Source organism: Antrihabitans auranticaus (genome assembly GCF_016481275.1).
Taxonomy (GTDB): domain Bacteria; phylum Actinomycetota; class Actinomycetes; order Mycobacteriales; family Mycobacteriaceae; genus Antrihabitans.
In genome coordinates this window covers 1,040,365-1,064,768 of the sequence record NZ_JAEMNW010000002.1, presented here as the reverse complement: position 1 = coordinate 1,064,768, position 24,404 = coordinate 1,040,365, and the positions used below count along the sequence as shown (strand labels likewise).

Below are 24,404 nucleotides of genomic sequence, written 5' to 3'. Positions count from 1 at the left end.
TATGACATTCGGTCGGCGCGAGGCGCCGCGCGCGAGTCGAATAGGCTCAGGTCTATGCAGCGAATCATCGGCATCGAGGTCGAGTACGGCATCTCGTCGCCGACCGAGGCCTCAGCGAACCCGATCCTGACTTCCACGCAAGCCGTGCTCGCGTATGCGGCCGCGGAGGGAGTGCCACGCGCCAAGCGCACACGATGGGACTATGAGGTCGAATCGCCGTTGCGTGACGCCCGTGGATTCGATCTCGGCCGGCTCAGCGGGCCCGCGCCGGTGATCGACGCGGACGAGGTCGGCGCCGCAAACATGATCCTCACCAACGGCGCTCGGCTCTATGTCGACCACGCCCATCCGGAGTACTCCGCGCCCGAGGTCACAGACGCGCTCGACGCCGTGATCTGGGACAAGGCCGGTGAGCGCGTGATGGAAGCGGCCGCACGGTACGCGTCGAGCGTGCCGGGGACGGCGCGACTCAACCTCTACAAGAACAACGTCGACGGCAAGGGTGCCTCCTACGGCACGCACGAGAACTACCTGATGAGCCGCGACACGCCGTTCAACTCGATCATTCTCGGTTTGTCGCCGTTCTTCGCGTCCCGCCAGGTGATCTGCGGTTCCGGCCGGGTCGGCATCGGCCAGTCCGGTGACGAAGCGGGCTTCCAGTTGTCGCAGCGGTCCGATTACATCGAGGTCGAGGTCGGGCTCGAGACGACGCTGAAACGCGGGATCATCAACACCCGCGACGAACCCCACGCCGACGCGGACAAGTACCGGCGCTTGCACGTGATCATCGGCGACGCGAACCTCGCGGAGATGTCCACCTACCTGAAGGTGGGTACGACCGCCTTGGTGCTGGACCTGATCGAAGCAGGCGTCGACCTCTCCGACCTGCAACTGGCCCGACCGGTGACAGCGGTTCATGCGATAAGCCACGACCCCACACTGCGGCGCGCGGTTGCTCTTGCCGACGGCAGGGAGCTGACCGGCCTTGCGCTGCAGCGGATCTACCTGGAGCGCGCCGCGAAGTTCGTGGCGAAGAACAGTTCCGATGATGCGCGCGCGAACGACATCCTCGAGAACTGGGCGATGGTTCTCGATCTGCTCGAACGCGATCCGATGGAGTGCGCGACCCTGCTGGACTGGCCCGCCAAATTGCGACTGCTGGAGGGGATTCGCAACCGCGAGGGGCTCGGTTGGGCCGCGCCCAAGTTGCAGCTCGTCGACTTGCAGTACTCCGACGTGCGGCTCGAAAAGGGTTTGTACAACCGACTTGTCGCGCGTGGCTCGATGAAGCGACTCGTCAGCGAGCAGCAGGTGCTCGACGCGATGACGAACCCGCCTTCCGATACGCGCGCGTACTTCCGTGGCGAGTGTCTGCGCCGATTCGGTGCCGACATCGCGGCCGCAAGCTGGGACTCGGTAATCTTCGATCTGGGTGGCGATTCACTGGTCCGAATCCCTACGCTGGAACCGCATCGAGGCAGTAAAGCCCACGTGGGAAAGCTTTTGGACTCGGTCAGCACTGCTGCGGAGCTGGTCGATCAGCTGACGACGTGACCGCGCCGAACCGATCTTTCCACCACTATGGCGGTCCAGATCGGTAGGGTTGAGGTCCAGAGTCGTTTCGCAGCTCGACCAGACGAGTTTCGATACGTCAGACAAGAGTTGCATTTGCGAATGCACGGTAATTAGGAGGTCGGCTGCTATGGCGCAGGAACAAACCAAGCGCAGCGGTGGCGGCGACGAGGACGAGGGTCCGGTCGGCGACGGCAGTGCGGGCCAGGAACGTCGCGAGAAGCTCGCCGAGGAAACCGACGACCTGCTCGACGAGATCGACGACGTGCTCGAGGAGAATGCCGAGGACTTCGTTCGCGCCTACGTGCAGAAGGGCGGCCAGTGACACAGGACGGCTCCGGCTTTCCGTCGATCGGTTTCAGTTCCGGGTTGCACCTCGGGTCCAACCTCTCGTCGCTATCGGAACACCTGCGGCTGCATGCTCCGGAACTGTTGCCCGTCAACCGCTTCAGTCGATCCGACGCGCCGTCAGCCGTCGATATCGCGCCGCACGGGACGACGATCGTCGCGCTGACCTTCGCCGGCGGCGTACTGCTCGCCGGTGACCGGCGCGCGACGATGGGTAACCTGATCGCCAATCGCGACGTCCAGAAGGTCTACGTCACCGACGAGTACTCGGCGGCGGGCATCGCGGGGACTGCCGGAATCGCGATCGAGTTGGTTCGGCTGTTCGCCGTGGAACTCGAGCATTACGAGAAGATCGAAGGCATTCCACTGACCTTCGACGGCAAGGCAAGCAAGCTCTCCTCGATGGTGCGTGGCAATCTGCCTGCGGCGATGCAGGGGCTCGCGGCAATTCCGCTGCTCGTCGGCTACGACACGTCCGATCCCGACCCCAGCAACGGTGGCCGCATCGTTTCCTACGACGTGGTCGGCGGCCGGAACGAGGAAAAGGGTTACCACGCGGTCGGATCGGGCTCGATGTTCGCGAAGTCTGCGATCAAGAAGCTCTATCGGCCGGGCCTGACGGTCGACGAGGCCCTGCGCGTCGCGGTCGAATCCCTCTACGACGCGGCCGACGACGACTCGGCAACGGGCGGACCCGACCTGGCCCGCCGGATCTACCCGGCGGCGGTGTACATCACGGCCGACGGTGCAGTCGAAATTTCGGGGGATCGCGCCGAAGAAGTTGCGCGTGCCGTTATTGCCGACCGGACGGAACAGGAAGGTACAGCACGATGACCTTGCCGTATTACGCGTCTGCCGAGCAGATCATGCGCGATCGCTCGGAACTGGCGCGCAAGGGCATCGGCCGCGGTCGAAGCGTCGTGGTGCTGACCTACGACCGTGGCGTGCTGTTCGTCGCCGAGAATCCGTCCACCGCGTTGCACAAGGTGAGCGAGTTGTACGACCGCATCGGCTTCGCCGCGGTCGGCAAGTACAACGAGTTCGAGAACCTGCGGCGAGCGGGGATCGTGCATGCCGACACCCGCGGATACGCATACGACCGGCGGGACGTCACAGGCCGGACGTTGGCGAACGCGTATGCGCAGACCCTCGGCGCGATCTTCACCGATCAGCTCAAGCCGTACGAGGTCGAGATCTGTGTTGCTGAGGTCGGCTATCCGGAGAATCCGAAGCAGCCGCAGCTCTATCGCATCACCTACGACGGCTCGATCGTCGACGAGCGCGAGTACGTCGTCATGGGCGGTACGACCGAGCCGATCCTGACCGCGCTGAAGGGCTCCTACAAGCAGGGTCTCAGCTTGGACGCCGGCATCGGGATCGCCGTCGCGGCGCTGCAAGCCGGAGTCGCCGAGAGCACCGACAAGGAAAAGCGAACGATCGGCGTTTCGGCGCTGGAAGTGGCTGTCCTCGAACAGACCCGCCCGCGGCGCGCTTTCCGCCGGATCAACGGCGCTGCACTCGAATCCGTACTGACGCCGGCGGCGGCCGTAGAGACGACAACCGACGACAGCACGGACAGCGAGGGTCCTTCCGCGACCTAGGGTTCGTGGAACAGGGTCAGCGCTCCCCGTCGGCTGGCGAACTGGAACTGGCGACCGCTGTGGGGAGCTTCTCCGTCGGTCGCCAGTCCGACAGCGGAGCCGTCGACGAGGACTTCGAGCTTCTCGACGGTCCGATGTAGGTAGGTCTTCGACTCGGCCAGCGTTCCGGCGAGCGTTGCACCGATGAGCCTCGTTCGCGAGAAGGGGATGTCCGCGAGCAGATAGCGAACGTCCAAGGTCCCGTTGTGCAGATCCGGGCGCGACATCGGCACCTTGTCCGAGGGGCTGTAGCGCCCGTTGCCCACGAACAACATCCAGATCGCAGTCGGTACACCGTCGATGTGCACAGCCAACGGCTCGGCCTGGCCGAGGACGCGAATCATCGCCAACGCCGCAGCCGGCCACTTGCCGAATCGCGGCTCCCATTTCTCGCGTAGCCGGACCACGTCCGGGTAGCCACCGAGGCTTGCGGTGTTGACGAACGGTTCACCTTCGGCACCGTCGATCTCCACGCTCGCGACGTCGACAGTCACCGCGTAGCCGCCGGCAACTCCGCGCGCGGTCGTGTCTGCTTCCTCGACGCCGGCGTCCCGGGCGAAGTGGTTGAGCGTGCCGCCGGAGAACACCGCCAACGGAAGTCCCAGCCGGACCGCATGTTTCGCAACTGTGAGGACGGTCCCATCGCCGCCGACGACGCCGATGGCGGCAGGCGAGTGTTCCTTGGTCGCCCGGTCGAGTTGATCGACGATGTCTGCGTCGACGTCGAGTTCGACAAGGGTCGCTTCGGGCAGCAACTCGCGCACGTCGTCGGCGATGACCCCGTCGCCGTTTCCTGCGGCAGGGTTGACGAATACGAGCAGACCCGCCCCGCCAGGCTGGGCGGCCACCTCGACCTGCGGTCCGAGGGTGGCTGGTTCGTCGTCGCGCACGGCCCACCAGCGTCTGGTCGCTAGTGCGAGGGTAGCGCCGAGTGCCGCGCCGACGACGACGTCGGACGGCCAGTGCACACCGACATGGACGCGGGAGTACGCCACAGCTGCGGCGAGCGGAGCGACAACGGCTCCAGCCACGGGGGATTCGATTGCGACCGCGGTGGCGAACGCCGCAGCGGACGCGGCATGGCCGGACGGGAACGAGGAGGACACCGGCGGCTTCAGCAGTCGTCTGACGAACGGGACCGATTCGTCCGGCGGTCGTCGCCGTGGAAACAGTGGCTTGGCAATGCCGTTCGCAACGAGGCTGGCACTACCGATAGCGAGTAAGCCGCGAACGGCAGCGCGCCGGTTACGTCGGCCGGAGACAGCGAGCGCGCCCGCAACAGCGGCCCACAGGGCGCTGTGATTCGCTGCGGTCGTCAGCAGAACCAGCGATCGGTCCACGTTGGTGGGCGGAATGCGCGCGCTGCGATCGATGAGCAGGTCGTCGAGCAGCGCCAACCGGTCGCCGAGCGCGCGGAAGCGGCGGGATTTCCTGGTTTTCGTGACTGCTCCGATCGTCGCGGCAAACGCGGGCACCCCCCGCACATCCAATACTTACCCAACGCCGCGTTCGACTATGCACCCTGCCCAGCGACGCCGGGTCCTATATCGGGTGAGCAAAATGCAACCAGGTTTGTTGCGTGCCGACTTCCAAGCGTGCGCGCTGGTTGTACTGTCGAAGTGTGCAGCGACGAATCATGGGGATCGAGACCGAGTTCGGTGTCACCTGCACCTTTCATGGGCACAGGCGCTTGAGCCCGGACGAGGTCGCCCGCTATCTGTTCCGCCGAGTTGTGTCGTGGGGGCGTAGTTCCAACGTGTTCCTGCGCAACGGCGCTCGGCTGTATCTCGACGTCGGTTCGCATCCGGAGTATGCGACCGCAGAATGCGACGGGCTCGTACAGCTCGTCACGCATGACCGCGCTGGCGAACGCGTCCTCGAAGAGCTGCTGATCGACGCCGAGCAGCGGCTCGCGGAAGAGGGTATCGGCGGCGATATCTACCTGTTCAAGAACAACACCGACTCTGCTGGCAACTCTTACGGTTGTCACGAGAACTTCCTCGTCGTCCGCGCCGGTGAGTTCTCCCGTATTTCCGACGTCCTGCTGCCGTTCCTTGTCACGCGCCAACTGATTTGCGGTGCAGGCAAAGTGCTGCAGACGCCGAAGGCCGCGACCTTCTGTCTGTCGCAACGCGCCGAACATATCTGGGAAGGCGTGTCGTCGGCGACGACACGTTCCCGGCCCATCATCAACACTCGCGACGAGCCCCATGCCGACGCCGAGAAGTACCGTCGCTTGCACGTCATCGTGGGCGACTCGAACATGTCCGAGACGACGACGATGCTGAAGGTGGGGACCGCCGCGCTGGTGCTCGAAATGATCGAGGCGGGGGTGTCCTTCCGGGACTTCGCGCTCGACAACCCGATCCGCGCGATTCGCGAAGTCAGCCATGACCTGACGGGCCGCCGCCCGGTTCGCCTCGCCGGTGGTCGGCAGGCGAGTGCGCTGGATATTCAGCGTGAGTACTTCGCACGCGCTGTCGACCACGTCCGGACGCGTGACGCGGATCCGCAGATCGACATGGTGCTCGACCTCTGGGGTCGCACTCTGGACGCCGTCGAGGCACAGGACTTCGCCAAGGTCGATACCGAGATCGACTGGGTGATCAAGCGCAAGCTGTTCCAGCGCTACCAGGATCGCTACAGCATGGAGTTGTCCGATCCGAAGATTGCGCAGGTCGACTTGGCGTATCACGACATCAAGCGCGGTCGTGGTGTGTTCGATCTCCTGCAGCGGAAGGGCTTGGCCAAGCGGGTCACCGAGGACGACGCCGTCGACGACGCGGTCAATACGCCGCCGCAGACGACCCGTGCCAAGCTGCGCGGTGACTTCATCACCGCTGCTCAGGCTGCCGGCCGCGACTTTACGGTGGACTGGGTGCACCTCAAGTTGAACGACCAGGCCCAGCGCACGGTGCTGTGCAAGGACCCGTTCCGCTCGGTCGACGAACGCGTGGAGCGTCTGATCGCGTCGATGTGACGCCGTAGACGTGGCGTTCCAACCGTAGTTCGACCGGCCAACTACTCTGTCAGGGTGGCGATTTCCAAGGTCGAGCGGCTGGTGAACCTTGTCATCGCGCTGCTTTCGACCAGGCAGTACCTGACGGCGGAGCGAATCCGTGAAAGTGTCGCCGGATACGACGATTCGGTGAGCTACGAGGCGTTCAGCCGAATGTTCGAACGCGACAAGAACGAATTGCGCGATCTCGGAGTACCGCTCGAGACGGGACAGTCGTCGCGGTTCTCGACTGTCGAGGGCTACCGGATCAATCGCGACGCCTACGAACTGCCCGACATCGATCTGACGAGCGCGGAAGCCACGGCCGTGGCGATCGCGGTCAGGTTGTGGGAATCACCCGAGCTTGCATCTGCCGCGCAGAGCGCGCTGCTCAAGCTCCGCGCAGCGGGAGTTCAGGTGGATCAGGAATCGGCGGCCGCCGCTGTGCCGGCAGTACCCGCGCGGACCCGCGGTTCGGAACCGGCGATGGGCAAGCTCCTTGCCGCGATCGACAACGGACAATCGGTCGCGTTCGACCATCGGGTCGCAGCGAACGAACCGTATCGGCAACGGCGGGTCGAGCCCTGGGGTGTCGTCACACACCGCGGCCGCTGGTACCTCGTCGGACACGACCTCGATCGCGATGCAGTTCGGACCTTCCGGCTCTCCCGCATCGGCGACGACGTTGCCGCATTCGGTCCCGCGGGTGCCGTTCGAAAGCCTGATGGTGTGGATCTCCGCAAGATCGTCGACACCGTCACGGGTTCGGCGGGTGTCAGCGGCACCGCAACTGTCTGGGTTGCTGCGGGGCGCGCGTACGAACTGCGCCGCATCGGTACCGACAAAGGGGAGCGCGAGTTAGGGGGCCGTCCCGGAAACGTCTTCGAGATCCCCGTGCGTTCGTGGGACTGGATCGCGCGATCGATCACCGGACACGGCGCGGACGCGGTGGTTCTGGAGCCGGTACAGCTACGTGACGACGTGGTCGCCCGGCTACGCGGAGTGGTCGGCACTCCGAGCGAGGTCCGCCGATGACCTCACGGCTGTCCAGCCGCCTCGCGCGGCTGCTCAATCTTGTCCCGTACTTTCTCGCCAATCCGGGCATTCCCGCGGAACAGGCGGCGGGCGAACTCGGCGTCACGACCAAGCAGTTGATGGACGACCTGCGTCAGCTGTGGTTGTGCGGTCTGCCGGGGTATGGCCCGGGCGATCTGATCGACCTGTCTTTTTCCGAGGAGAGCATCGAGGTCACGTTCACGGCAGGTATCGAGCGACCGTTGCGGCTTACGTCGACGGAAGCGACCGCCCTGCTCGTCGCGCTGCGGTCGATCGTCGAGATGCCCGGAATGGTCGATCCGTCGGCCGCGCACGGTGCAATGGCGAAGATCGAGTACGCGGCAGGCGCTGCACTGGTTGCGCACAGCCAGCGCCCTCGAACCGCTCCGCTCGATCCCGACGAATCGCCGCTGGAAGACCCGCTTGCGACGACGGTCCGGTCCGCACTCGACCACTCGCATGCCTTGCAGCTCGTCTATTACTCTGCGAGCCGCGATGCTGTGTCGGAGCGCATCGTCGACCCCATCCGAATCGTCCTCGTCGACAACCACAGCTATCTGCAGGCCTGGTGCCGCCAGGCCGAGGGCATGCGGTTGTTCCGCTTCGACCGAATCGACAGCGCAACCGAATTGGCCGAACGATCCCGCCCGCCCGCCGACGCCCTCCGGGATCGCAGCTCGCTCGAGTTGTTCAGCGACGATCCCGCACTTCCCCTCGCAAAACTTAGAATCGCGAAAGAATATGCGTGGGTGTTCGACCACTACCCGATGAATCAGCTCGCAGTGAACGAGGACGGGAGCATCGAGGCGACCATGCGGTTTGCGACGCTGGAGTGGATGGCGCGATTGGTGCTGGGGTTCGGTTCCGGAATCCAAGTTCTCAGCCCGCCGGACCTGGTGCGGGTCGTGCGGGACCGCGCGAGCGCGGCGATTGCTGCCTATGGTGATGTCGGGGTGGCGTGATGCTCAACGACGTCGAGATCTGTGTGTTCGGCGCGGGCAGTATCGGTTGTTACGTCGGGGGCAGGCTTGCCGCATCACGCGCACGGGTCACGCTGGTCGCCAGGCCCAGAATCGCAGAGGAAATCGCGACGAACGGATTGCACCTGACCGACCTGCACGGCAGCGATCTGAGAGCCTTGCCCGCGCAGATCCGCGTCGAGACCGCGCCTGTGCACGCCGACCGTGCGGACCTCGTCCTGGTCACCGTCAAGTCCGCCGACACCGCGGAGGCGGCGCGAATACTGCAACCGCTGCTCCGCCGCGGGACCGTTGTGATCAGCATCCAGAACGGCATTTCCAACGCCGACGTGCTTCGCGGGGGGCTGCCGGACTGTGTGGTCGTGCCCGGTATTGCGACCTTCAATGTCCTGCCGCGCGGCAACGGCCATTTCCATCAGGGCACCGAAGGGGAGTTGATCGCCCAGGACGACCCGGAGCTGGAACGGTTCGCGGTCCCGTTCCGGAACGCTGGTCTGCCGCTGCTGCGCCGTGCAGACCTTGTTCCCACGCAGTGGGGCAAGCTTCTGCTCAACCTCAACAACCCGATTAACGCGCTGTCGAACGTGCCGCTGCTCGAGGAGCTTTCCCAGCGCAGCTACCGCCGTTGCCTCGCCCTCGCGCAAGGTGAGGCCCTCGAGGTCATGAAGCGTGCCGACATTCGGCCGACCCAGCTCATCGGTGTCCCGCCGGGCGTCATGGTCAAAATGCTCGGCGCACCGAGCGTCGTGTTCAAGCGCGTTGCCGGCAAGGTCCTTGCCGTCGACCCGGTAGCTCGGTCCTCGATGTGGGAGGACCTCGAGCGTGGCCGGATCACGGAGATCGACTACCTGAGCGGCGAGATCGTCCGGCTTGCGGAAAAAGTCGGTACGACTGCGCCGGTGAATGCCCGACTTACCGCCTTGATCAAGGTTGCCGAAAGCGGCGGTCGCCGGGAGTGGACGGGGAAAGAGTTGTTGCGCACTCTGCTCGCCGCGCGTGACGCGGACAACGCGAATACAGCTGTTTGAGAGCGAATTCCCAGCATCGGCGGGTTTTGTGTCCGTAACGGTCCGGTAGCATCGGGAATACCGAACCTGGAGGTAGATGATGACCGGCGCGATGTCATGGTGGCACTGGCTGATAGTGCTGCTCGTGGTCGTGATTTTGTTCGGCTCCAAGCGGTTGCCGGACGCTGCACGCGGCTTGGGGCGGTCTTTGCGGATCCTGAAGAGCGAGGTCAAGGAGATGCAGTCCGACAGTAAGGACGCCACTCCGGACCCGGCTCCGCAGCAACTCCCGCCGTCGGCGCCGCCTACTGCGCAAACGTCGACAGAGAACGCAGATCCGCGGTCGGCTTAGCCCGTAGACTGCATCGATTCCTGGGCACGCCGATGCCTGGGCGGTGAGAGCTGATCTGGAGATCACTTGCGTATCCCGTTCGATCCGCGACGAAGCAAGCGCAGAACAAATCCCGACGGCACCATGTCGCTCGTCGATCATTTGCATGAACTGCGTACTCGCCTGTTGCTGTCTTTGCTGGCGATCACGATCACCAGCATTCTGGGCTTCTTCTGGTACTCCCATCAGATCTTCGGCCTGGAGAGTCTCGGCGAACTGCTCCGCGGACCGTACTGTTCTCTCCCTGATTCCAGCCGCGCCGATCTCAGCAACGACGGCGCGTGCCGCCTGCTCGCGACCGGCCCGTTCGAGCAATTCATGCTGCGGTTCAAGGTCGGATTCACCGCCGGGATCGTCATGGCCTGCCCGTTCTGGCTCTACCAGCTGTGGGCGTTCATTACGCCCGGCCTGTACGCGAAGGAACGGCGATACGCGCTCGCGTTCGTGACGTCGGGGGCCGTGCTGTTCGTTGCGGGCGCCGTACTCGCCTACGTCGTCGTCTCGAAGGCACTGCACTTCCTGTTGACGATCGGCGACAATGTTCAGGTCACCGCGCTGAGCGGTGCTGAATATTTCGGCTTCATCATCAATCTGCTGATTATTTTCGGTGTGAGCTTCGAGATTCCGCTTCTCATCGTCGGACTCAATGTTGTCGGCGTGCTGCCGTACCGGAAGCTCAAGTCGTGGCGTCGCGGGCTGATCATGGCGATGTTCGTGTTCGCCGCAGTCGCGACCCCGGGTCAGGATCCGTTCTCGATGCTCGCGCTCGCGCTCGCCCTTACATTGCTGCTCGAGGTGGCAATTCAGGTGTCGCGGATCCACGACAAGCGTAAGGCCCGCCGGGCGGCCTCCTCGGAATGGAGCGATGTGGACGACGATCGCGCTTCACCGATCGAGACACCGGAACCGGTCGTCGCATCCAACGACTTCTCGGACACTCTCTGACGTGGCCGAATCGGTGCGTGGCCCCCAGTTAGAGGCGTTCGCGACCCAGTTGCGGTTTCCGCTGGACCCTTTCCAGGAGCAGTCGTGTGCTGCTCTCGAGGCTGGACACGGGGTCCTCGTCTGCGCGCCTACCGGTGCAGGCAAGACGGTTGTCGGCGAGTTCGCTGTGCACCTTGCGTTGGCGCAGGGCGGCAAGTGCTTCTATACGACGCCGATCAAGGCGCTGAGCAACCAGAAGTTCACCGACCTCACCGCGCGTTACGGACCCGGTTACGTCGGCTTGCTGACCGGCGACCAGAGCATCAACTCGGACGCGCCGATCGTCGTCATGACGACCGAAGTGCTGCGAAACATGTTGTACGCGTCGTCGTCTGCGTTGCGAGGTCTGGCGTACGTGGTCATGGACGAGGTCCATTTTCTCGCCGACCGGTTCCGCGGTGCGGTGTGGGAAGAGGTCATCCTGCACCTGCCGGAGGATGTTCGGCTGGTCAGCTTGTCGGCGACCGTGAGCAACGCCGAGGAGTTCGGTGCCTGGATGGAGACCGTGCGCGGCAACACCACGATCGTTGTCGACGAGCACCGGCCGGTGCCACTGTGGCAGCACATTCTGGTCGGCAAGCGCATGTTCGACCTCTTCGACACCAAGGCGCAGGCGAGCAGACCCGACGCGAAGCTCGTGATCGATCAGGAGCTTGTCCGCCACCTCAAACAGCGGCGCGCTCTCGACCATTTCGACGATCCGCGCAGCCGTGCCCGCGGTGGTGGTTCCCGGGTGGCATATCGGCCGGTATCTCGCGCGGAAGTCATCGCACGGCTCGACGAGGAAGCGCTACTGCCGGCCATCACCTTCATCTTCAGTCGCGCCGGCTGCGACGCGGCGCTTGCCCAATGCTTGCGGTCGCGGCTGCACCTGACCAATCCCGAACAGCTGGAAGAGATTTCGGCGATCATAGACCGCCACACGGGCGAACTGCCGCGCGCTGATCTCGAGGTACTCGGCTATTGGGAATGGCGGGACGGCCTCGAACGCGGTCTGGCCGCACATCATGCAGGCATGCTCCCCGCGTTCCGGCATACGGTCGAAGAGCTGTTCGTCAAGGGTTTGGTACGAGCGGTTTTCGCGACGGAGACGTTGGCGCTGGGCATCAACATGCCGGCCCGGACAGTTGTGCTCGAACGGCTCGTCAAGTTCAACGGCGAGACACACGCGGACCTCACACCCGGCGAGTACACGCAGCTCACCGGGCGGGCGGGACGACGCGGCATCGACATCGAGGGGCACGCGGTCGTGCTCTGGCATCCGGACCTCGACGCGAATGCCGTTGCCGGACTTGCCTCGACGCGCACGTACCCGCTGCGCAGCTCGTTTCGTCCCGGCTACAACATGTCGATCAATCTCACGGACCGGATGGGTGCGGCCGAGTCGCGCGCGTTGCTCGAGCGGTCCTTCGCGCAGTTCCAGGCAGACCGGTCGGTGGTCGGGCTCGTGCGCGGTATCGAACGCAACGAGGTGACGCTGCGGAAGCTGCGCGAGCAACTCGGCGGCGACGGCAGCGAGTACCTCGAATATGCGGGCCTGCGGGAGCGAATCCGGGGCCGCGAGCGCGAACTGGAACAGAAGGGCCGGGTCGACCGTCGTGGCGCCGCCGCGCAGTCCCTGGGAGCGTTGCGGCGCGGTGACGTGATCTCGATCCCGGTCGGGCGGCGCGCGGGGCTTGCTGTAGTGCTCGAACCGGACGGGGATACCGGGGACCCACGTCCGCTCGTTCTGACCGAAGACAAGTGGGCAGGCAGGGTATCGGTCGCCGACTTCTCGGCTCCCGCCGAATCGCTCGGTCGCCTGCGCTTGCCCAGACACGTCGATCACCGGACCGCACGCACGCGGCGCGATCTCGCCTCGGCGTTGCGGAGCACGGGCATCGTTGCGCCACGAGGACCTCGCAAACGGCGGACGGAGGCTGCCGACGATCGCGAGCTTGCGACGCTGCGTCGCGCGCTGCGTGGCCATCCGTGCCACACCTGGCCCAACCGCGACGAGTTGAGCCGCATCGGCGAGCGGTACAGCCGGTTGGCGCGGGAAACCGACGCGATGCGACAGCAGGTCGCGACAACGACCAACTCACTGGCCAGAACGTTCGACCGCATCACCGCCCTGCTCAGCGAGCGAGGTTATATCGCGGATGGCGAGGTCACCGACGACGGTCGCAGGCTTGGCCGAATCTATTCGGAGAGTGACCTTTTGGTGTCGGAATGCCTGCGGCAGGGTGCGTGGGCGGGTTTGGCCCCTGCCGAACTCGCCGCAGTTGCGTCCGGTGTTGTCTTCGAATCCCGGCAGGATGCCGGCTATCCGATGGCAACGGGCCCGACCGGAGCGATTCGCCACGCCCTGACGCAGACATTGCGGATCTGGACCGATATTCGCGCCGACGAAGTCCGCCACAAACTGCCGCAGACACGGGACCCCGATTTCGGTTTTGTTGCGGCCGTCTACAATTGGGCGCGAGGCGAGCCACTTGTGGATGCGCTCATCGCAGCGGGGGATCGTGGAAAAGCATTGTCTGCCGGTGATTTCGTGCGATGGTGCCGGCAAGTGATCGACCTGCTCGACCAGTTGCACAACACAACGGAAGACCCGCAGGTTCGTGGCGCGGCAGCGAAAGCCGTCAAAGCGATTCGGCGTGGTGTTGTGGCAGTAGACGCAGCGTAGGGGTGATGATTGTGATTGGATTCCATCCGATCGGGTTTCGCTGCGGGGGACCGACGTGTTGTGGCTGTGTGCCGTTGAACGAACGAGTGTGATGCGAGTGGAGGCGACGAGATGAGCGGACCGAGCGGACCCGGCGGACCGGACGAGCGTTGGGGGAATCCCAACGCGCCGCAACCGGGGAACGATGCGCCGAGCGACGATTCGGCCAGCGAGGCCACCCGAGTCTTCAATACTGCGCCGCCACAGCAGCCGCAGAACCCCAACCAGGGCTGGGGCCCGCCGCCCGGACAGCAGCCTCCTGCAGGGCAACAGCCTCCCGCAGGGCAGCAGCCGCCGGCCGGTCAGCAGCCGTGGGGAGCACCTCCGACGCAGCAGTGGGGTGGGCAGAACGCTCCGACGCAGCAGGCGCCGGCGTGGCAGGGTGGTCAGCAGCCCGGTGGCGGACAGTGGCCCCAGCCGAATCAGCCACAGCCGAATCAGGGTTGGCCAGGGCAGCAAGGTCCCCAGGGCGGGCAGTGGCAGCCCGAGGGTCAGCCGCAGGGTGGACAGTGGCAACCCGAGGGTCAGCCGCAAGCGCAGCCGTGGGCCCCGCAGCAGCCCGGCGGCCAGTGGCCCCAGGCCGGCGGGGGTACTCCCGCAGGCGCCAAGAAGAAGAAAACCGGACTGTTCATCGGGATCGGTGTAGCGGTCCTGATCATCGCCGCGTTGGTAGCGGCGTACTTCCTGTTCCTGCGCGCCAAGGTGCTCGACTCGGCGGCGGCGCAGGACGGTGTCGTCAAGATCCTGACCGAGAACTACGGCGCACAGGCTGAGGACATCACGGATGTCTCCTGCCCGTCGGACCAGAAGGTCAAGAAGGACGACTCCTTCGAGTGCACGCTGAAGGTGAACGACACGGAGAAGGTCGTCAAGATCACGTTCACCAACGACGACGGTGAGTACACGGTCGGCCGGCCCGAAGACAAGAAGTAGCTCGACGGCAATTCACTGCTCCGCCCGGCACTGCCGGGCGGAGCAGTGTGCGTTCAGCGGTTCAGCGTTTTCGCATCGCCGAAAGTAGCCGCGCCACAGAACTTTCCGCGCCGTGTTTTGCAGCGAGCCGCTCCAGCTCGGCAGCGTCGGCAGGTTCGCGACCGAGTTCGTCCGATCCGGAGATCTTGATCTCGGCGTCGCGTGCGACGCGGACCACCGGGACCGCCGCTTCGATATACGCACGCGCGCTTTCCAGTTTGCTGCGCACACCGCGGGCGATATCGCTGTCCGGATCGTCGACGGCCGCAAGCAACTGTTGGATCGAACCGAACCGCAGCATCAGGGCCGACGCGGTCTTTTCACCGACTCCGGCGACCCCCGGCAAGCCGTCGGAGCTGTCGCCGCGGAGGGTGGCTAGATCGGCGTAGGCGTCACCGGCGTTCTCGAGGGGCACGCCGTACTTCGCGGCAACCTCGGTCGGGCCGTAGAGCTCGGCCTTCGCCAGTCCACGACCGACATAGAACACGCGGACCGGTACCGGATCGTCGCCGACCAGCTGCAACAGGTCGCGGTCGCCGCTGACGACGACGACGTCGTCCGTCTTTTCTCGCGACGCGAGTGTGCCGAGCACGTCGTCCGCCTCGAAGCCATCCGCACCCGCGGTGGCGATACCCGCGGCTCGCAGCACATCGAGAATCATCGGAACCTGTCGCGTGAGCATGCGCGGCACTTCTTCGGTATTGGTGGCAGCGCCGTTCGGTGCGAGGCGGTGAGTCTTGTAGGTCGGAATGGCATCGACCCGGAACTGCGGGCGCCAATCCAGATCCAGGCAGACGACCAGCCGCGTCGGCGAGTGCCGCGTGACCAGTTGCGCCACCATGTCGGTGAAACCGCGCAGCGCGTTCACGGGTTTTCCGTCGGGTCCGACTATCGAATCGGGGACGCCGTGGAACGCCCGAAACCAGAGACTTGCACCATCCAGCAACAGCAGCGGTCCGCTCATGGGATTCATCCTGCCAAAGCGCGCAGCGCGAAACTCAGGCGGTGCGAGCGAGCGATGGGTAGTTGTCCCCATCGACGCGACCGGAAACACAGTCCACCCTTCGAGTTGAAGTTTTCGAGGCTGGAGGGCGATTCGATGAAGTTGCATGCGCGACGGCGTGCCGGCGCACGGCACCGCGCACGTCGGATGACGTTGTTTGCTCTCGTCGCGGTCACCGCGCTGGTCTCGTCCGGTGCCGTCGGCCAGTACGGCATGCCGAGCGCGAACGCGACCACGGCGGAACTGGCGGCGACCGTCGACGCAATCGTGCAAGCACGCATGAGCGCCGAATTGATCCCGGGCGTGGTCGTCAGCGTGGTCGATCCTGAGCTCGGCGAGTACACGCACGCATACGGAATCGCCGACGCGGCAACCAACCGTCCGATGACCGTCGACGATCGTTTTCGGATCGGCAGCGTGACGAAATCGTTCACCGCGACTGCCGTTCTGCAGCTTGCCGACGCCGGAAAACTGAACCTCGACGACACCTTGGCCATGTATGTCGACGGAATTCCCAACGGGACCGAAATACGAATCAGAGATCTGCTCGGTATGCGGGGCGGCGTGTACGACTACTCGACCGATCCCGAATTCGCGGAGCAGTACTTCGTGCCGTCGGCGCAACCCGACTGGACCGCCGCTGACACCCTCCGCGTCATAGCTGCCAACCCGGAGAAGGCCGTTGCGCCGAATACGGTGACGGCGTACTCCAATTCCGAGTACTACCTGCTCGGTCTGGTGCTGGAGACGGTCACCGGCAAGCCGGTGGGCGAAGTCCTCGAAAGCGGCGTCATCGACGACCTCGGACTGACGGAGACAGCGTTTCCCGCCGACGCCGACCTTCCCGACCCTGCCAGCCGCGGCTACCAGTACGAGTCCGGTAAGCGCACGGATGTCACCGAGCGCACGCCCGCGGATACGTTCTCCACGGCCGGAGCGATAGTCTCCACCGTTTCCGACATGGCGAAGTTCGCGGAGCAGTTGGCCGACGGCGAGCTGCTGAAGCCCGAAACGCAGCTGGCCAGAACGCAATTCACCGACGAGACAACCAGGGGACTGGAATACGGGCTCGGCCTCATACGAATCGGCGACTGGGTCGGCCACGCCGGCGATGTCGCGGGCTACAGCGACTTCGTCTTCTACCTGCCCGAACGTCGTGCGACCGTGGTCGTCGCGGTCAACTTGACGGATGCCGGGCTGTCGGCTGATGCGTCATCGATCTGGCTGCCGATCGTGAGCGCCCTCTACCCGGAGTCTGTGCCCGGTAACGGCACACCGGCACCTTCCACACGTCGAGGGCCGATTCCGACGGCAACCGAACTCGACGGTCAACTGCGCGAGGCTCTGGACCCCGATCTCGACCCGTCCGAAAAGGTCCTGAAAGTCGACGGTGACGAGCACGATCCCGAACTGATCAGCACGCTCGCCGATTTGTTCGTCGCAGCAGACCAGGCACTGCGAGTTACGCGGGTGACCGACTTCGACCACGGCGACATCGCGGCAACGATCGCGGTGCAGATCGCCGACGGAACGACGTTGCCCGAGCTGCTGCCGTTGGTGTACGTCGACGGTGTTCTGAAGATCGGTCGTGGTTGGGCCTGTCGGATCGTGGTCGGCAGCGGGCTCACGTCTCCGGCGTGCTGAGGCGCGGCCTTTGCCGAGCGGACGATCGCCGTCGCAACGGCCTAGGCTGGGCTGCATGACTTCACCGGACCGATTCTCGAGCAGCGTCTACGGTCAGCGACTCGCTCGTGCAGCACAATTGGCGGCGGCACACCAACTCGACGGCTTGCTGATCACACCAGGGCCCGATTTGCGGTACTTGATCGGTTCTCGCGCAGAGTCGTTCGAACGGCTGACCTGCCTGGTCATCCCGGCCGACGGCCGGACGCCTTCGGTTGTGGTGCCGAAGCTCGAGCTCGCGGGTTTGCGTGGATCGGCAGCTGACGACCTCGGCTTGCACATCCTCGATTGGGTGGACGGCGTCAACCCGCACGATATTGCGGCTTCGGTGCTGCCGAAGGCAGCGCGGACCGCGGTTACCGACGCGATGCCCGCGCTCCATCTCGTTCCGCTTGCGCGAACGTTCGGCTCGTTGCCGTCGTTGGCGACCGACGTTCTGCGTGAGATGCGCATGATCAAGGACATCGAAGAGGTCGCAGCCCTGCGCCGTGCGGGTCAAGCGATCGATCGCGTCCACGCACGAGTCGGGGAGTGGCTGGTTGCGGGGCGAACCGAGGCCGAGGTTGCCGCGGACATCGACGCCGCAATCATCGCGGAAGGGCATACCGAAGCTGCCTTCATCATCGTCGGCTCCGGCCCGAACGGTGCCGATCCGCACCACGAGGTGTCGGACCGGCGGATCGAATACGGCGACGTCGTCGTCGTCGATATCGGCGGGCCCGTCGAACCCGGTTACAACTCCGATTCGACGCGGACCTATTGCGTCGGTGAGCCCAGTCCTGAAGTTGCCAAGCAATTTTCGGTACTCGAAGACGCGCAGGCTGCGGCTGTGGCCGCGGTCCGGCCGGGTGTCAGCGCCGAATCCGTCGATGCTGCGGCTCGCGACATCCTCGCCGAGGCAGGTCTTGCCGACGCGTTCGTGCATCGCACCGGGCACGGGATCGGACTGTCCGTACACGAGGAGCCCTACATCGTCGCGGGCAACTCGCTCGAGCTACGTCCGGGGATGGCGTTCAGTGTGGAGCCCGGGATCTATTTCCGGGGTGAGTGGGGCGCCCGCATCGAAGACATCGTCGTCGTCACCGACGATGGCTGTGAAGCCGTGAACGTGCGTCCGCACGGCTTGACCATCGTCTAGCGCGGCGTCCGCAGGGTGCTCGACCCCATGAGCCGCGCGACCTCGATCTCGATCACGACACGCGCGGGGTTCACCCGCGGTTGCCGGTACCGGACCGCGTAGCGGGCAACGGCATCCGCGACTCGCTCCGACTCGCGGTGTACCTTCGCCGGACCCTCCAGCGTAAGCCAGCGCGCTCCGTCGACCTGACTCACCGCGGCGTACCCACCGCGAATCGTGTTGAGCGCCTTCTGTGAACCACCGCTGGTGATCACGCGCGCAAGCCCGGCCTCCGGGTCCCACGTGAAGCCGACGGCGACAACGTGGGGAGTTCCGTCGCGCCGCAACGTCGTCAGCGTTGCCAGGTGGCGCTCGGTCACGAACTCGAGCGCGGCCGGTTCGAGTACGACAGCAGGGGTGGTGAGCATTCCTCGACGGTAATCCAGGACACTGGTCACGTGGTTTTCGGATCGAAGGACCTCGCCCACGGCTCGGTGCTGCTGCTCGGCGGGCGCAGCGAAATCGGGTTGGCGGTCGCAGACCGGCTCGCCGCGGGGCGGACTGTCATTCTCGCTGCCCGGCGCTCGGCGGACCTCGCGGCCGAACGCTCACGCATACTCGAGCGCGGTGCGAAGAATGTGGAAGTCGTCGAGTTCGACGCGGACGATGTTGCCGGCCACGAGGCTGTACTCACGCGCTGTGCAACGGAGTTCGGTCGGATCGGTGTCGCGATCCTTGCGTTCGGGATTCTCGGTGACCAGGAACGTGCGGAGCAGGACGCGGCGCACGCCGTCGCTGTCGTCCACACCGACTACGTCGCGCAACTGAGCGTGCTCACGCACCTCGCGCAGGTGCTGCGCGCGCAAGATTCGGGTCATCTGGTCGTGTTCAGTTCTGTTGCGGGCGCTCGGGTTCGGCGCGCGAACTACGTCTACGGCTCGGCAAAGGCAGGCCTCGACGGGTTCGCGAGCGGTCTCGCAGATGCGTTGCACGGCACGGGCGTACACCTGCTGCTCATTCGCCCGGGCTTCGTCATCGGCCACATGACCGACGGTATGTCGCCCGCACCCTTTTCGAGCACTCCGGCGCAGGTCGCCGACGCGGTCGTAGCGGGACTGCACAAGCGTTCCGCAGTGGTGTGGGTCCCGCGGATCCTGCAACCCCTCTTCTTCGGCTTGCGGTTGTTGCCACGCGCCGTGTGGCGGCGGATGCCCCGATGACGGACCGGGTGACGGTTGTCGGAATCGGTGCGGACGGCTGGGAAGGCCTCTCGCCCAAAGCAGCCCGCGTGCTGCTCGAGTGCGATGTGATCCTCGGTTCCGGCCGCCAATTGGCGCTGCTGGACGCAGGGGTGACCGCGCAACGCGTACCGTGGCCGACGCCGCTGCTGCCTGCCCTCCAAGGCCTGCTCGAAAGCTTTGCCGACGTGCGCCTGTGCGTATTGGCCAGCGGCGACCCGATGTTCCACGGCATCGGAGTGACGTTGGCACGGCTCTTGGGCGCGGACCGCTTACGCGTGCTGCCACAGGCATCGTCGACCTCACTGGCCTGTGCGCGACTCGGCTGGCCGGTCGCACAGACGCCGACCGTCAGCGTCGTGAACCGGCCCGTCGAAACTGTGCTGGCGGCGGTCCACGTGGGCGCCAAGCTCATCGTCCTCAGTCAGGATGGGCAGACGCCGGGAGTGCTCGCACAGGTGCTGCGCGACAACGGTTTCGGCGATTCCCGGCTGACTGTGCTCGAACAGCTCGACGGTCCCGGCGAGCGCAGCTACTCGGCCTCGGCGCGGGAATGGCCGACGCAGCCGAGCGATCCGCTGAACGTGGTTGCGGTCGAATGCGTTGCAGACACGGGCATGCACCGCCTGTCGCGCGGTCCGGGCCTGCCCGACGAGGCGTTCGGCGGCGACGGCCAGCTCACGAAGCGGGAAGTCAGGGCGTTGACGTTGAGTGCGCTGGCGCCGGTGCCCGGCGAGCTGCTCTGGGACGTCGGTGGCGGTTCGGGAAGCATCGGAATCGAATGGATGCGATCGCACCCGAGTTGCCGCGCAATTGCATTCGAGCAGTCGCCCACGCGCCGCGCGCAAATTGCGGTGAACGCTTCGACTCTCGGCGTACCGGGCCTCGTCGTGTTGCCCACGGCGCCGGCGGCATTCGACGATGCGGTTCCGCCCGACGCTGTCTTCGTCGGCGGCGGACTGACGGAACCGGGCTTGTTGCAGGCATGCTGGGAACACCTGCGCGCCGGCGGGCGGTTGGTAGCCAATGCGGTGACTGTCGAATCCGAAGCACTCCTCGTGAATTGGTCGGCAGCACACGGTGGAACACTGCGCAGGTTCCAGGTCTACCGCGCCGAGCCGCTCGGCAGGATGACTTCCTGGCGACCGCAGCTACCGATCACGCAACTCGTCGCACAACGATGACACGGGTCCTGATCCTGGGGGGTTCAGGGGAGGCACGCGAGCTTGCGGAAATCTTGGCGCCGGAGTTCGAGGTGATTTCCTCGCTAGCTGGGCGAGTCGAGAATCCGGTGCTGCCGTTGGGCGACGTTCGGGTCGGCGGGTTCGGGGGCGTCGACGGCCTGCGAGAGTGGCTGCGGCTCAATGCCGTCGACGCCGTCGTCGTCGCGACGCATCCTTTCGCGGTCCGGATGGCGGCAAACGCGGTCGCCGCCGCGCAGCAGGAGGCGTTGCCCGCTTTGGTCGTTCGGCGACCGCCCTGGCACGCCGTTCCCGGTGATCGGTGGATGGCGGTGCCGTCACTCGCCGATGCTGCGGTGCTGCTGCCCGGACTCGGGGACCGCGTCTTCCTTACCGTCGGACGGCAGGGGGTTGCCGCGTTCGCGGACGTCGACTCGGCGTGGTTCCTGATTCGTGCGATCGACCCGCCGACCGGTGCGGTGCCGGCCGAATACGAATTGCTGCTCGAGCGTGGACCTTTCACTGTCGACCACGAACACGACCTGATTCGCTCTCGCAGGATCGACGTGCTCGTCACGAAGAACAGCGGCGGTGCGCAGACGGCCGCAAAGTTGCAGGCAGCGCGCGAAGCCGGTCTGCCTGTGGTGATGGTCGATCGCCCGCCGCTGCCGATGGTGGCCGCGCATGTCGAAAGTGTTGGCGGCGTGGCAGATTGGTTACGCAGCCGCGTTACCCGATGAGGTCGACGACTGCCCGTGGCCGGGCGAGGAACCATTCGCGTCCGGCGTTCTTGACGTAACCGAGTGCGCTGCAATCGCACTCGCTCTCGATCCCGATCGCGTCCAGTCCGACCTTGCGCGCGAGGGCGACGGTGCGCGGCACGTGAAATGCCTGCGTCACGACGAGTGCGCGGGTGTAGCCGAACACCTGCACTGCCCGTTCGCACGTGTCGAAGGTGCGCAAGCCCAGGGGGTCGCCGAGAATTTTGGACCGAGGAACGCCCTGCTCCACAAGATATTCCGTCATCGCGGTGATCTCGTCACCGGACTTGCCGTTGCCGTTCCCGGAGGCCAGTACGCGATCGGCCTTCCCGGCGTGGAACAGCGCGGCCGTCGTATCGAGGCGGCCGCGCAGAAACGCCATCGGGCGACCGTCGTGCACCTGTGCACCCAGCACGATGGCGACTGGCATGTGCGGCGCGTCTTCGACACTCCGGATTCCGCCCCGCGCGGCGAATGCGACGGCGGCGTTCGCGGTGACGACCGCGCCGACCGCGCCGACCGCGCCGACCGCGCCGGCGCGGACAACGTGCTGCGGCCTCATCCCGGATACCGCCGCGAAGTGAACACCCTTGTCTCACTGCCTGCTTGGTGAACCTGCGTGGTCGACGAACCGATGATGAGCAACGTTCGCATGTCGACCTCGGCAGGATCGAGTTCGACAAGCTTGACCACCCGGACGCTCTCGGTCGGACCGGCGACGTCGCGGCCGATTATCACCGGTGTCTCGGGGGAGCGGTATTCGAGCAGGAGGTCGCGCATCGCGCCGACCTGCCAGGTCCGCGACCGCGATGCCGGGTTGTAGATCGCGATCGCCATGTCCGACGCTGCCGCAGCGGAGATTCGTGCGGCGACGGTGTCCCATGGCTTGAGGCGGTCCGACAACGAGATCACCGCGTAGTCGTGGCCGAGCGGAGCGCCGACGCGACTCGCGACAGCATTGGCTGCCGTCAGCCCAGGAAGCACCCGCACGGGTACGCCGCGCCACTGGTCCTCGGTCGCCACCTCCAGCACGGCCGCCGCCATTGCGAACACGCCAGGGTCACCGGAGGAGACGACGCACACGCGTGCACCCCGTTTGGCGAGGTCGAGGGCCATCGCGGCACGCTCGGACTCGACCCGGTTGTCACTGGCGTGGCGGCGCTGGCCGAGCCGGTGCGCGACCCGGTCGAGGTACGGACCGTAGCCGACGAGGTCCGTCGCCTGCTCGAGCTCGCGCCGGACTTCGGGCGTCGTCCACTCCTTCGCGCCCGGTCCCAGCCCCACGACGACGACCTCGCCGGGAGCAGTCGGCTCGGTATCGGCGCAATGATCGCGACCAGGGACGAGAACGATCGAGAAATAGGGAACCTCGTCGTCGGCGACCGCGTCGGCATCGGCGATGCGCTGGCGCTGGGAGCTCGCACGCTCGACGTAACGTGCATCGCCCAGCCGGCCCGCCTCCGTCAACGCCTGCCGGACTGCGGGGTAGGTCCGCCCGAGCTTGAGGATCGCGGCCGCGTCGGTGTCGCGCAACCGGCGCGCAAGCTCACTCTCCGGGAGCGTGCCGGGCAGGATCGTCAAGACCTGATCGCCCTCGACGAGAGGCGTGCCCAGCGCAGCACACGCGGCGCTCACCGACGTCACACCGGGAATGATCTCCGACTCGAACCGGTCTGCGAGACGTTTGTGCATGTGCATGTAGGAGCTGTAGAAGAGTGGGTCACCCGCAGCCAGCAGCGCGACGCTTCGGCCGGCGGTCAAGTGGGCGGCCAACCGTTGTGCGGACTCGGCGTAGAACTCGTCGATCGCCCCCTGGTAACCGCCCGGATGGTCGGTCGTCTCCGTGGTCACCGGATACGTCAGGTGTTCTTCGATCTGGCCCGGGCGCATGTACGGCGACGCGATCGCCCGCGAAATACTGCGACCGTGCCGAGCGCTGTGGAAGGCGACGACGTCGGCCTCCGCGATCACACGTGCGGCTTTCACGGTCACCAACTCCGGGTCGCCAGGCCCGAGGCCGACGCCCCACAGTTTTCCGAACTCGGTGGTGGTCACTCTATTTCGCTCGCAATGCCGTTCAGTGCTGCCGCAGCTATCGCGCTTCCGCCGCGCCGGCCACGAACGACGAGATACTCGATACCGTCGGCGTGCTCCAGCAGCGCTTCCTTGGACTCTACTGCGCCGATGAATCCGACCGGTCCGCCGACGACAACGGCGGGACGCGGACCACCCATGGCGATCATCTCCAGGAGATGAAAGAGCGCGGTCGGTGCATTTCCGATCGCGACGACGGCGCCGTCGAGGCGGTCCCGCCACAACTCGAGCGCAGCGGCCGAGCGGGTCGTCTGCAGTGTCTCCGCGAGGACCGGAACGCGCCGGTCTGCAATCGTGCACAGCACGTCGTTGCCCATCGGCAGGCGCTTGCGCGTGACACCGGCCGCAACCATGTTCGTATCGCAGAGGATCGCCGCACCGCCGCGCAATGCGGCGCGTCCGGCAGCGACAGCATTGGGCGTGAACGCCACATCCGCCGTCAGATCGGTCTGGCCGCACGCATGGATCATGCGGACGACGACCTGGGAAATATCCGCGGGCATTCCAGTCAGATCGGCTTCGGCGCGGATGGTGGCAAACGACCGGCGATAGATCTCGGCGCCGTCGCGGATGTAGTCGAGCATGGGGCAAACGATAGAGGGGACAGAATTCGCCGACTTCGGCGAAGGGTGTTCGCGCGTGTGCGTTTGCTCTGCACCCGACGAGCGGGGC

At 65.6% G+C, this 24,404-nt stretch carries 23 protein-coding genes; 17 read left to right on the top strand and 6 right to left on the bottom strand.

Translation table 11 applies throughout. The features are described 5' to 3' along the window. Nucleotides 1-54: 54 nt before the first annotated feature. The 4 genes from dop (at nucleotide 55) to prcA (ending at nucleotide 3,521) form a co-directional block, all read left to right on the top strand. On the top strand, nucleotides 55-1,554 hold the full coding sequence (gene dop, locus JGU72_RS13050; protein WP_199684306.1) for a depupylase/deamidase Dop: 1,500 nt from the start codon (nucleotides 55-57) through the stop codon (nucleotides 1,552-1,554). 148 nt (nucleotides 1,555-1,702) lie between these two features. Beyond that, nucleotides 1,703-1,897: a ubiquitin-like protein Pup gene (locus JGU72_RS13045; RefSeq protein ID WP_199684305.1), complete on the top strand. Its 195-nt coding sequence runs from the start codon at nucleotides 1,703-1,705 to the stop codon at nucleotides 1,895-1,897. Further along, nucleotides 1,894-2,754: a proteasome subunit beta gene (prcB, locus tag JGU72_RS13040; protein ID WP_307828421.1), complete on the top strand. Its 861-nt coding sequence runs from the start codon at nucleotides 1,894-1,896 to the stop codon at nucleotides 2,752-2,754. The genes JGU72_RS13045 and prcB overlap by 4 nt, the downstream gene beginning before the upstream one ends. Continuing rightward, nucleotides 2,751-3,521 carry a proteasome subunit alpha gene (prcA, locus tag JGU72_RS13035; protein ID WP_199684304.1) on the top strand — a complete coding sequence of 257 codons (771 nt, stop codon included), beginning with the start codon at nucleotides 2,751-2,753 and terminating at the stop codon, nucleotides 3,519-3,521. The genes prcB and prcA overlap by 4 nt, the downstream gene beginning before the upstream one ends. On the opposite strand, the gene JGU72_RS13030 is transcribed toward prcA, so the two are convergent. Beyond that, nucleotides 3,518-5,044, bottom strand: coding sequence for a phosphatase PAP2 family protein (locus JGU72_RS13030; RefSeq protein ID WP_307828420.1), 1,527 nt, complete (start codon nucleotides 5,042-5,044; stop codon nucleotides 3,518-3,520). The two genes, prcA and JGU72_RS13030, sit on opposite strands and share 4 nt — an antisense overlap. 137 nt (nucleotides 5,045-5,181) lie before the next feature. Here JGU72_RS13030 and pafA point away from each other — a divergent pair, with 137 nt between their 5' ends. The 8 genes from pafA (at nucleotide 5,182) to JGU72_RS12990 (ending at nucleotide 14,616) form a co-directional block, all read left to right on the top strand. Further along, nucleotides 5,182-6,540, top strand: coding sequence for a Pup--protein ligase (gene pafA, locus JGU72_RS13025; RefSeq protein WP_199684303.1), 1,359 nt, complete (start codon nucleotides 5,182-5,184; stop codon nucleotides 6,538-6,540). A gap of 54 nt (nucleotides 6,541-6,594) precedes the next feature. Beyond that, nucleotides 6,595-7,593 carry a helix-turn-helix transcriptional regulator gene (locus tag JGU72_RS13020; RefSeq protein ID WP_199684302.1) on the top strand — a complete coding sequence of 333 codons (999 nt, stop codon included), beginning with the start codon at nucleotides 6,595-6,597 and terminating at the stop codon, nucleotides 7,591-7,593. After that, nucleotides 7,590-8,576 carry a helix-turn-helix transcriptional regulator gene (locus JGU72_RS13015; protein WP_199684301.1) on the top strand — a complete coding sequence of 329 codons (987 nt, stop codon included), beginning with the start codon at nucleotides 7,590-7,592 and terminating at the stop codon, nucleotides 8,574-8,576. The genes JGU72_RS13020 and JGU72_RS13015 overlap by 4 nt, the downstream gene beginning before the upstream one ends. Next, the gene (locus JGU72_RS13010) at nucleotides 8,576-9,622 is read left to right on the top strand and encodes a 2-dehydropantoate 2-reductase (protein ID WP_199684300.1); all 1,047 of its coding nucleotides are present in this window, start codon (nucleotides 8,576-8,578) and stop codon (nucleotides 9,620-9,622) included. The genes JGU72_RS13015 and JGU72_RS13010 overlap by 1 nt, the downstream gene beginning before the upstream one ends. Nucleotides 9,623-9,698: 76 nt before the next feature. Continuing rightward, complete coding sequence (gene tatA / locus JGU72_RS13005; RefSeq protein WP_233531917.1) at nucleotides 9,699-9,953, top strand: Sec-independent protein translocase subunit TatA; 255 nt, start codon at nucleotides 9,699-9,701, stop codon at nucleotides 9,951-9,953. Nucleotides 9,954-10,019: 66 nt separating this feature from the next. Beyond that, entirely contained in the window at nucleotides 10,020-10,937 is a 918-nt protein-coding gene (gene tatC / locus JGU72_RS13000; protein ID WP_199684299.1) for a twin-arginine translocase subunit TatC, read from the top strand. Beyond that, nucleotides 10,858-13,644, top strand: coding sequence for a DEAD/DEAH box helicase (locus tag JGU72_RS12995; RefSeq protein WP_199684298.1), 2,787 nt, complete (start codon nucleotides 10,858-10,860; stop codon nucleotides 13,642-13,644). Before tatC ends, JGU72_RS12995 begins: the two co-directional genes overlap by 80 nt. 111 nt (nucleotides 13,645-13,755) lie before the next feature. Continuing rightward, nucleotides 13,756-14,616, top strand: a complete 861-nt coding sequence (locus JGU72_RS12990) for a DUF4333 domain-containing protein (protein WP_199684297.1) — start codon at nucleotides 13,756-13,758, stop codon at nucleotides 14,614-14,616. A gap of 61 nt (nucleotides 14,617-14,677) precedes the next feature. Here the strand turns inward: JGU72_RS12990 and JGU72_RS12985 are convergent, their stop codons facing one another. Beyond that, entirely contained in the window at nucleotides 14,678-15,619 is a 942-nt protein-coding gene (locus JGU72_RS12985) for a 5'-3' exonuclease (protein ID WP_199684296.1), read from the bottom strand. Nucleotides 15,620-15,754: 135 nt separating this feature from the next. Here JGU72_RS12985 and JGU72_RS12980 point away from each other — a divergent pair, with 135 nt between their 5' ends. Both JGU72_RS12980 and JGU72_RS12975 read left to right on the top strand, forming a co-directional pair. Then, complete coding sequence (locus JGU72_RS12980; protein WP_199684295.1) at nucleotides 15,755-17,302, top strand: serine hydrolase domain-containing protein; 1,548 nt, start codon at nucleotides 15,755-15,757, stop codon at nucleotides 17,300-17,302. A gap of 55 nt (nucleotides 17,303-17,357) precedes the next feature. Next, nucleotides 17,358-18,479, top strand: a complete 1,122-nt coding sequence (locus JGU72_RS12975) for a M24 family metallopeptidase (protein ID WP_199684294.1) — start codon at nucleotides 17,358-17,360, stop codon at nucleotides 18,477-18,479. On the opposite strand, the gene JGU72_RS12970 is transcribed toward JGU72_RS12975, so the two are convergent. Beyond that, nucleotides 18,476-18,886 (bottom strand): TIGR03618 family F420-dependent PPOX class oxidoreductase, encoded by a 411-nt coding sequence (locus JGU72_RS12970; RefSeq protein WP_199684293.1) that lies wholly within the window; start codon nucleotides 18,884-18,886, stop codon nucleotides 18,476-18,478. The genes JGU72_RS12975 and JGU72_RS12970 overlap by 4 nt on opposite strands. A gap of 30 nt (nucleotides 18,887-18,916) precedes the next feature. On the opposite strand from JGU72_RS12970, the gene JGU72_RS12965 reads away from it, so the two are divergent. Genes JGU72_RS12965 through JGU72_RS12955 form a run of 3 tightly spaced genes read left to right on the top strand, consistent with a single transcriptional unit; the run spans nucleotide 18,917 to nucleotide 21,617 of the window. Continuing rightward, on the top strand, nucleotides 18,917-19,678 hold the full coding sequence (locus JGU72_RS12965) for an SDR family NAD(P)-dependent oxidoreductase (RefSeq protein WP_307828418.1): 762 nt from the start codon (nucleotides 18,917-18,919) through the stop codon (nucleotides 19,676-19,678). Then, the gene (cbiE, locus tag JGU72_RS12960) at nucleotides 19,675-20,880 is read left to right on the top strand and encodes a precorrin-6y C5,15-methyltransferase (decarboxylating) subunit CbiE (protein WP_199684292.1); all 1,206 of its coding nucleotides are present in this window, start codon (nucleotides 19,675-19,677) and stop codon (nucleotides 20,878-20,880) included. The genes JGU72_RS12965 and cbiE overlap by 4 nt, the downstream gene beginning before the upstream one ends. Continuing rightward, nucleotides 20,877-21,617: a cobalt-precorrin-6A reductase gene (locus JGU72_RS12955; protein WP_199684291.1), complete on the top strand. Its 741-nt coding sequence runs from the start codon at nucleotides 20,877-20,879 to the stop codon at nucleotides 21,615-21,617. Before cbiE ends, JGU72_RS12955 begins: the two co-directional genes overlap by 4 nt. Here the strand turns inward: JGU72_RS12955 and JGU72_RS12950 are convergent. From JGU72_RS12950 to JGU72_RS12940, 3 genes are read right to left on the bottom strand one after another with little or no spacing between them, the layout of a single operon-like run. Further along, nucleotides 21,607-22,200: a SanA/YdcF family protein gene (locus tag JGU72_RS12950; RefSeq protein ID WP_199684290.1), complete on the bottom strand. Its 594-nt coding sequence runs from the start codon at nucleotides 22,198-22,200 to the stop codon at nucleotides 21,607-21,609. The genes JGU72_RS12955 and JGU72_RS12950 overlap by 11 nt on opposite strands. Further along, the gene (locus tag JGU72_RS12945; RefSeq protein WP_199684289.1) at nucleotides 22,197-23,693 is read right to left on the bottom strand and encodes a precorrin-2 C(20)-methyltransferase; all 1,497 of its coding nucleotides are present in this window, start codon (nucleotides 23,691-23,693) and stop codon (nucleotides 22,197-22,199) included. Before JGU72_RS12945 ends, JGU72_RS12950 begins: the two co-directional genes overlap by 4 nt. Beyond that, nucleotides 23,690-24,316, bottom strand: a complete 627-nt coding sequence (locus tag JGU72_RS12940) for a precorrin-8X methylmutase (RefSeq protein WP_199684288.1) — start codon at nucleotides 24,314-24,316, stop codon at nucleotides 23,690-23,692. The genes JGU72_RS12945 and JGU72_RS12940 overlap by 4 nt, the downstream gene beginning before the upstream one ends. Nucleotides 24,317-24,404 lie beyond the last annotated feature (88 nt).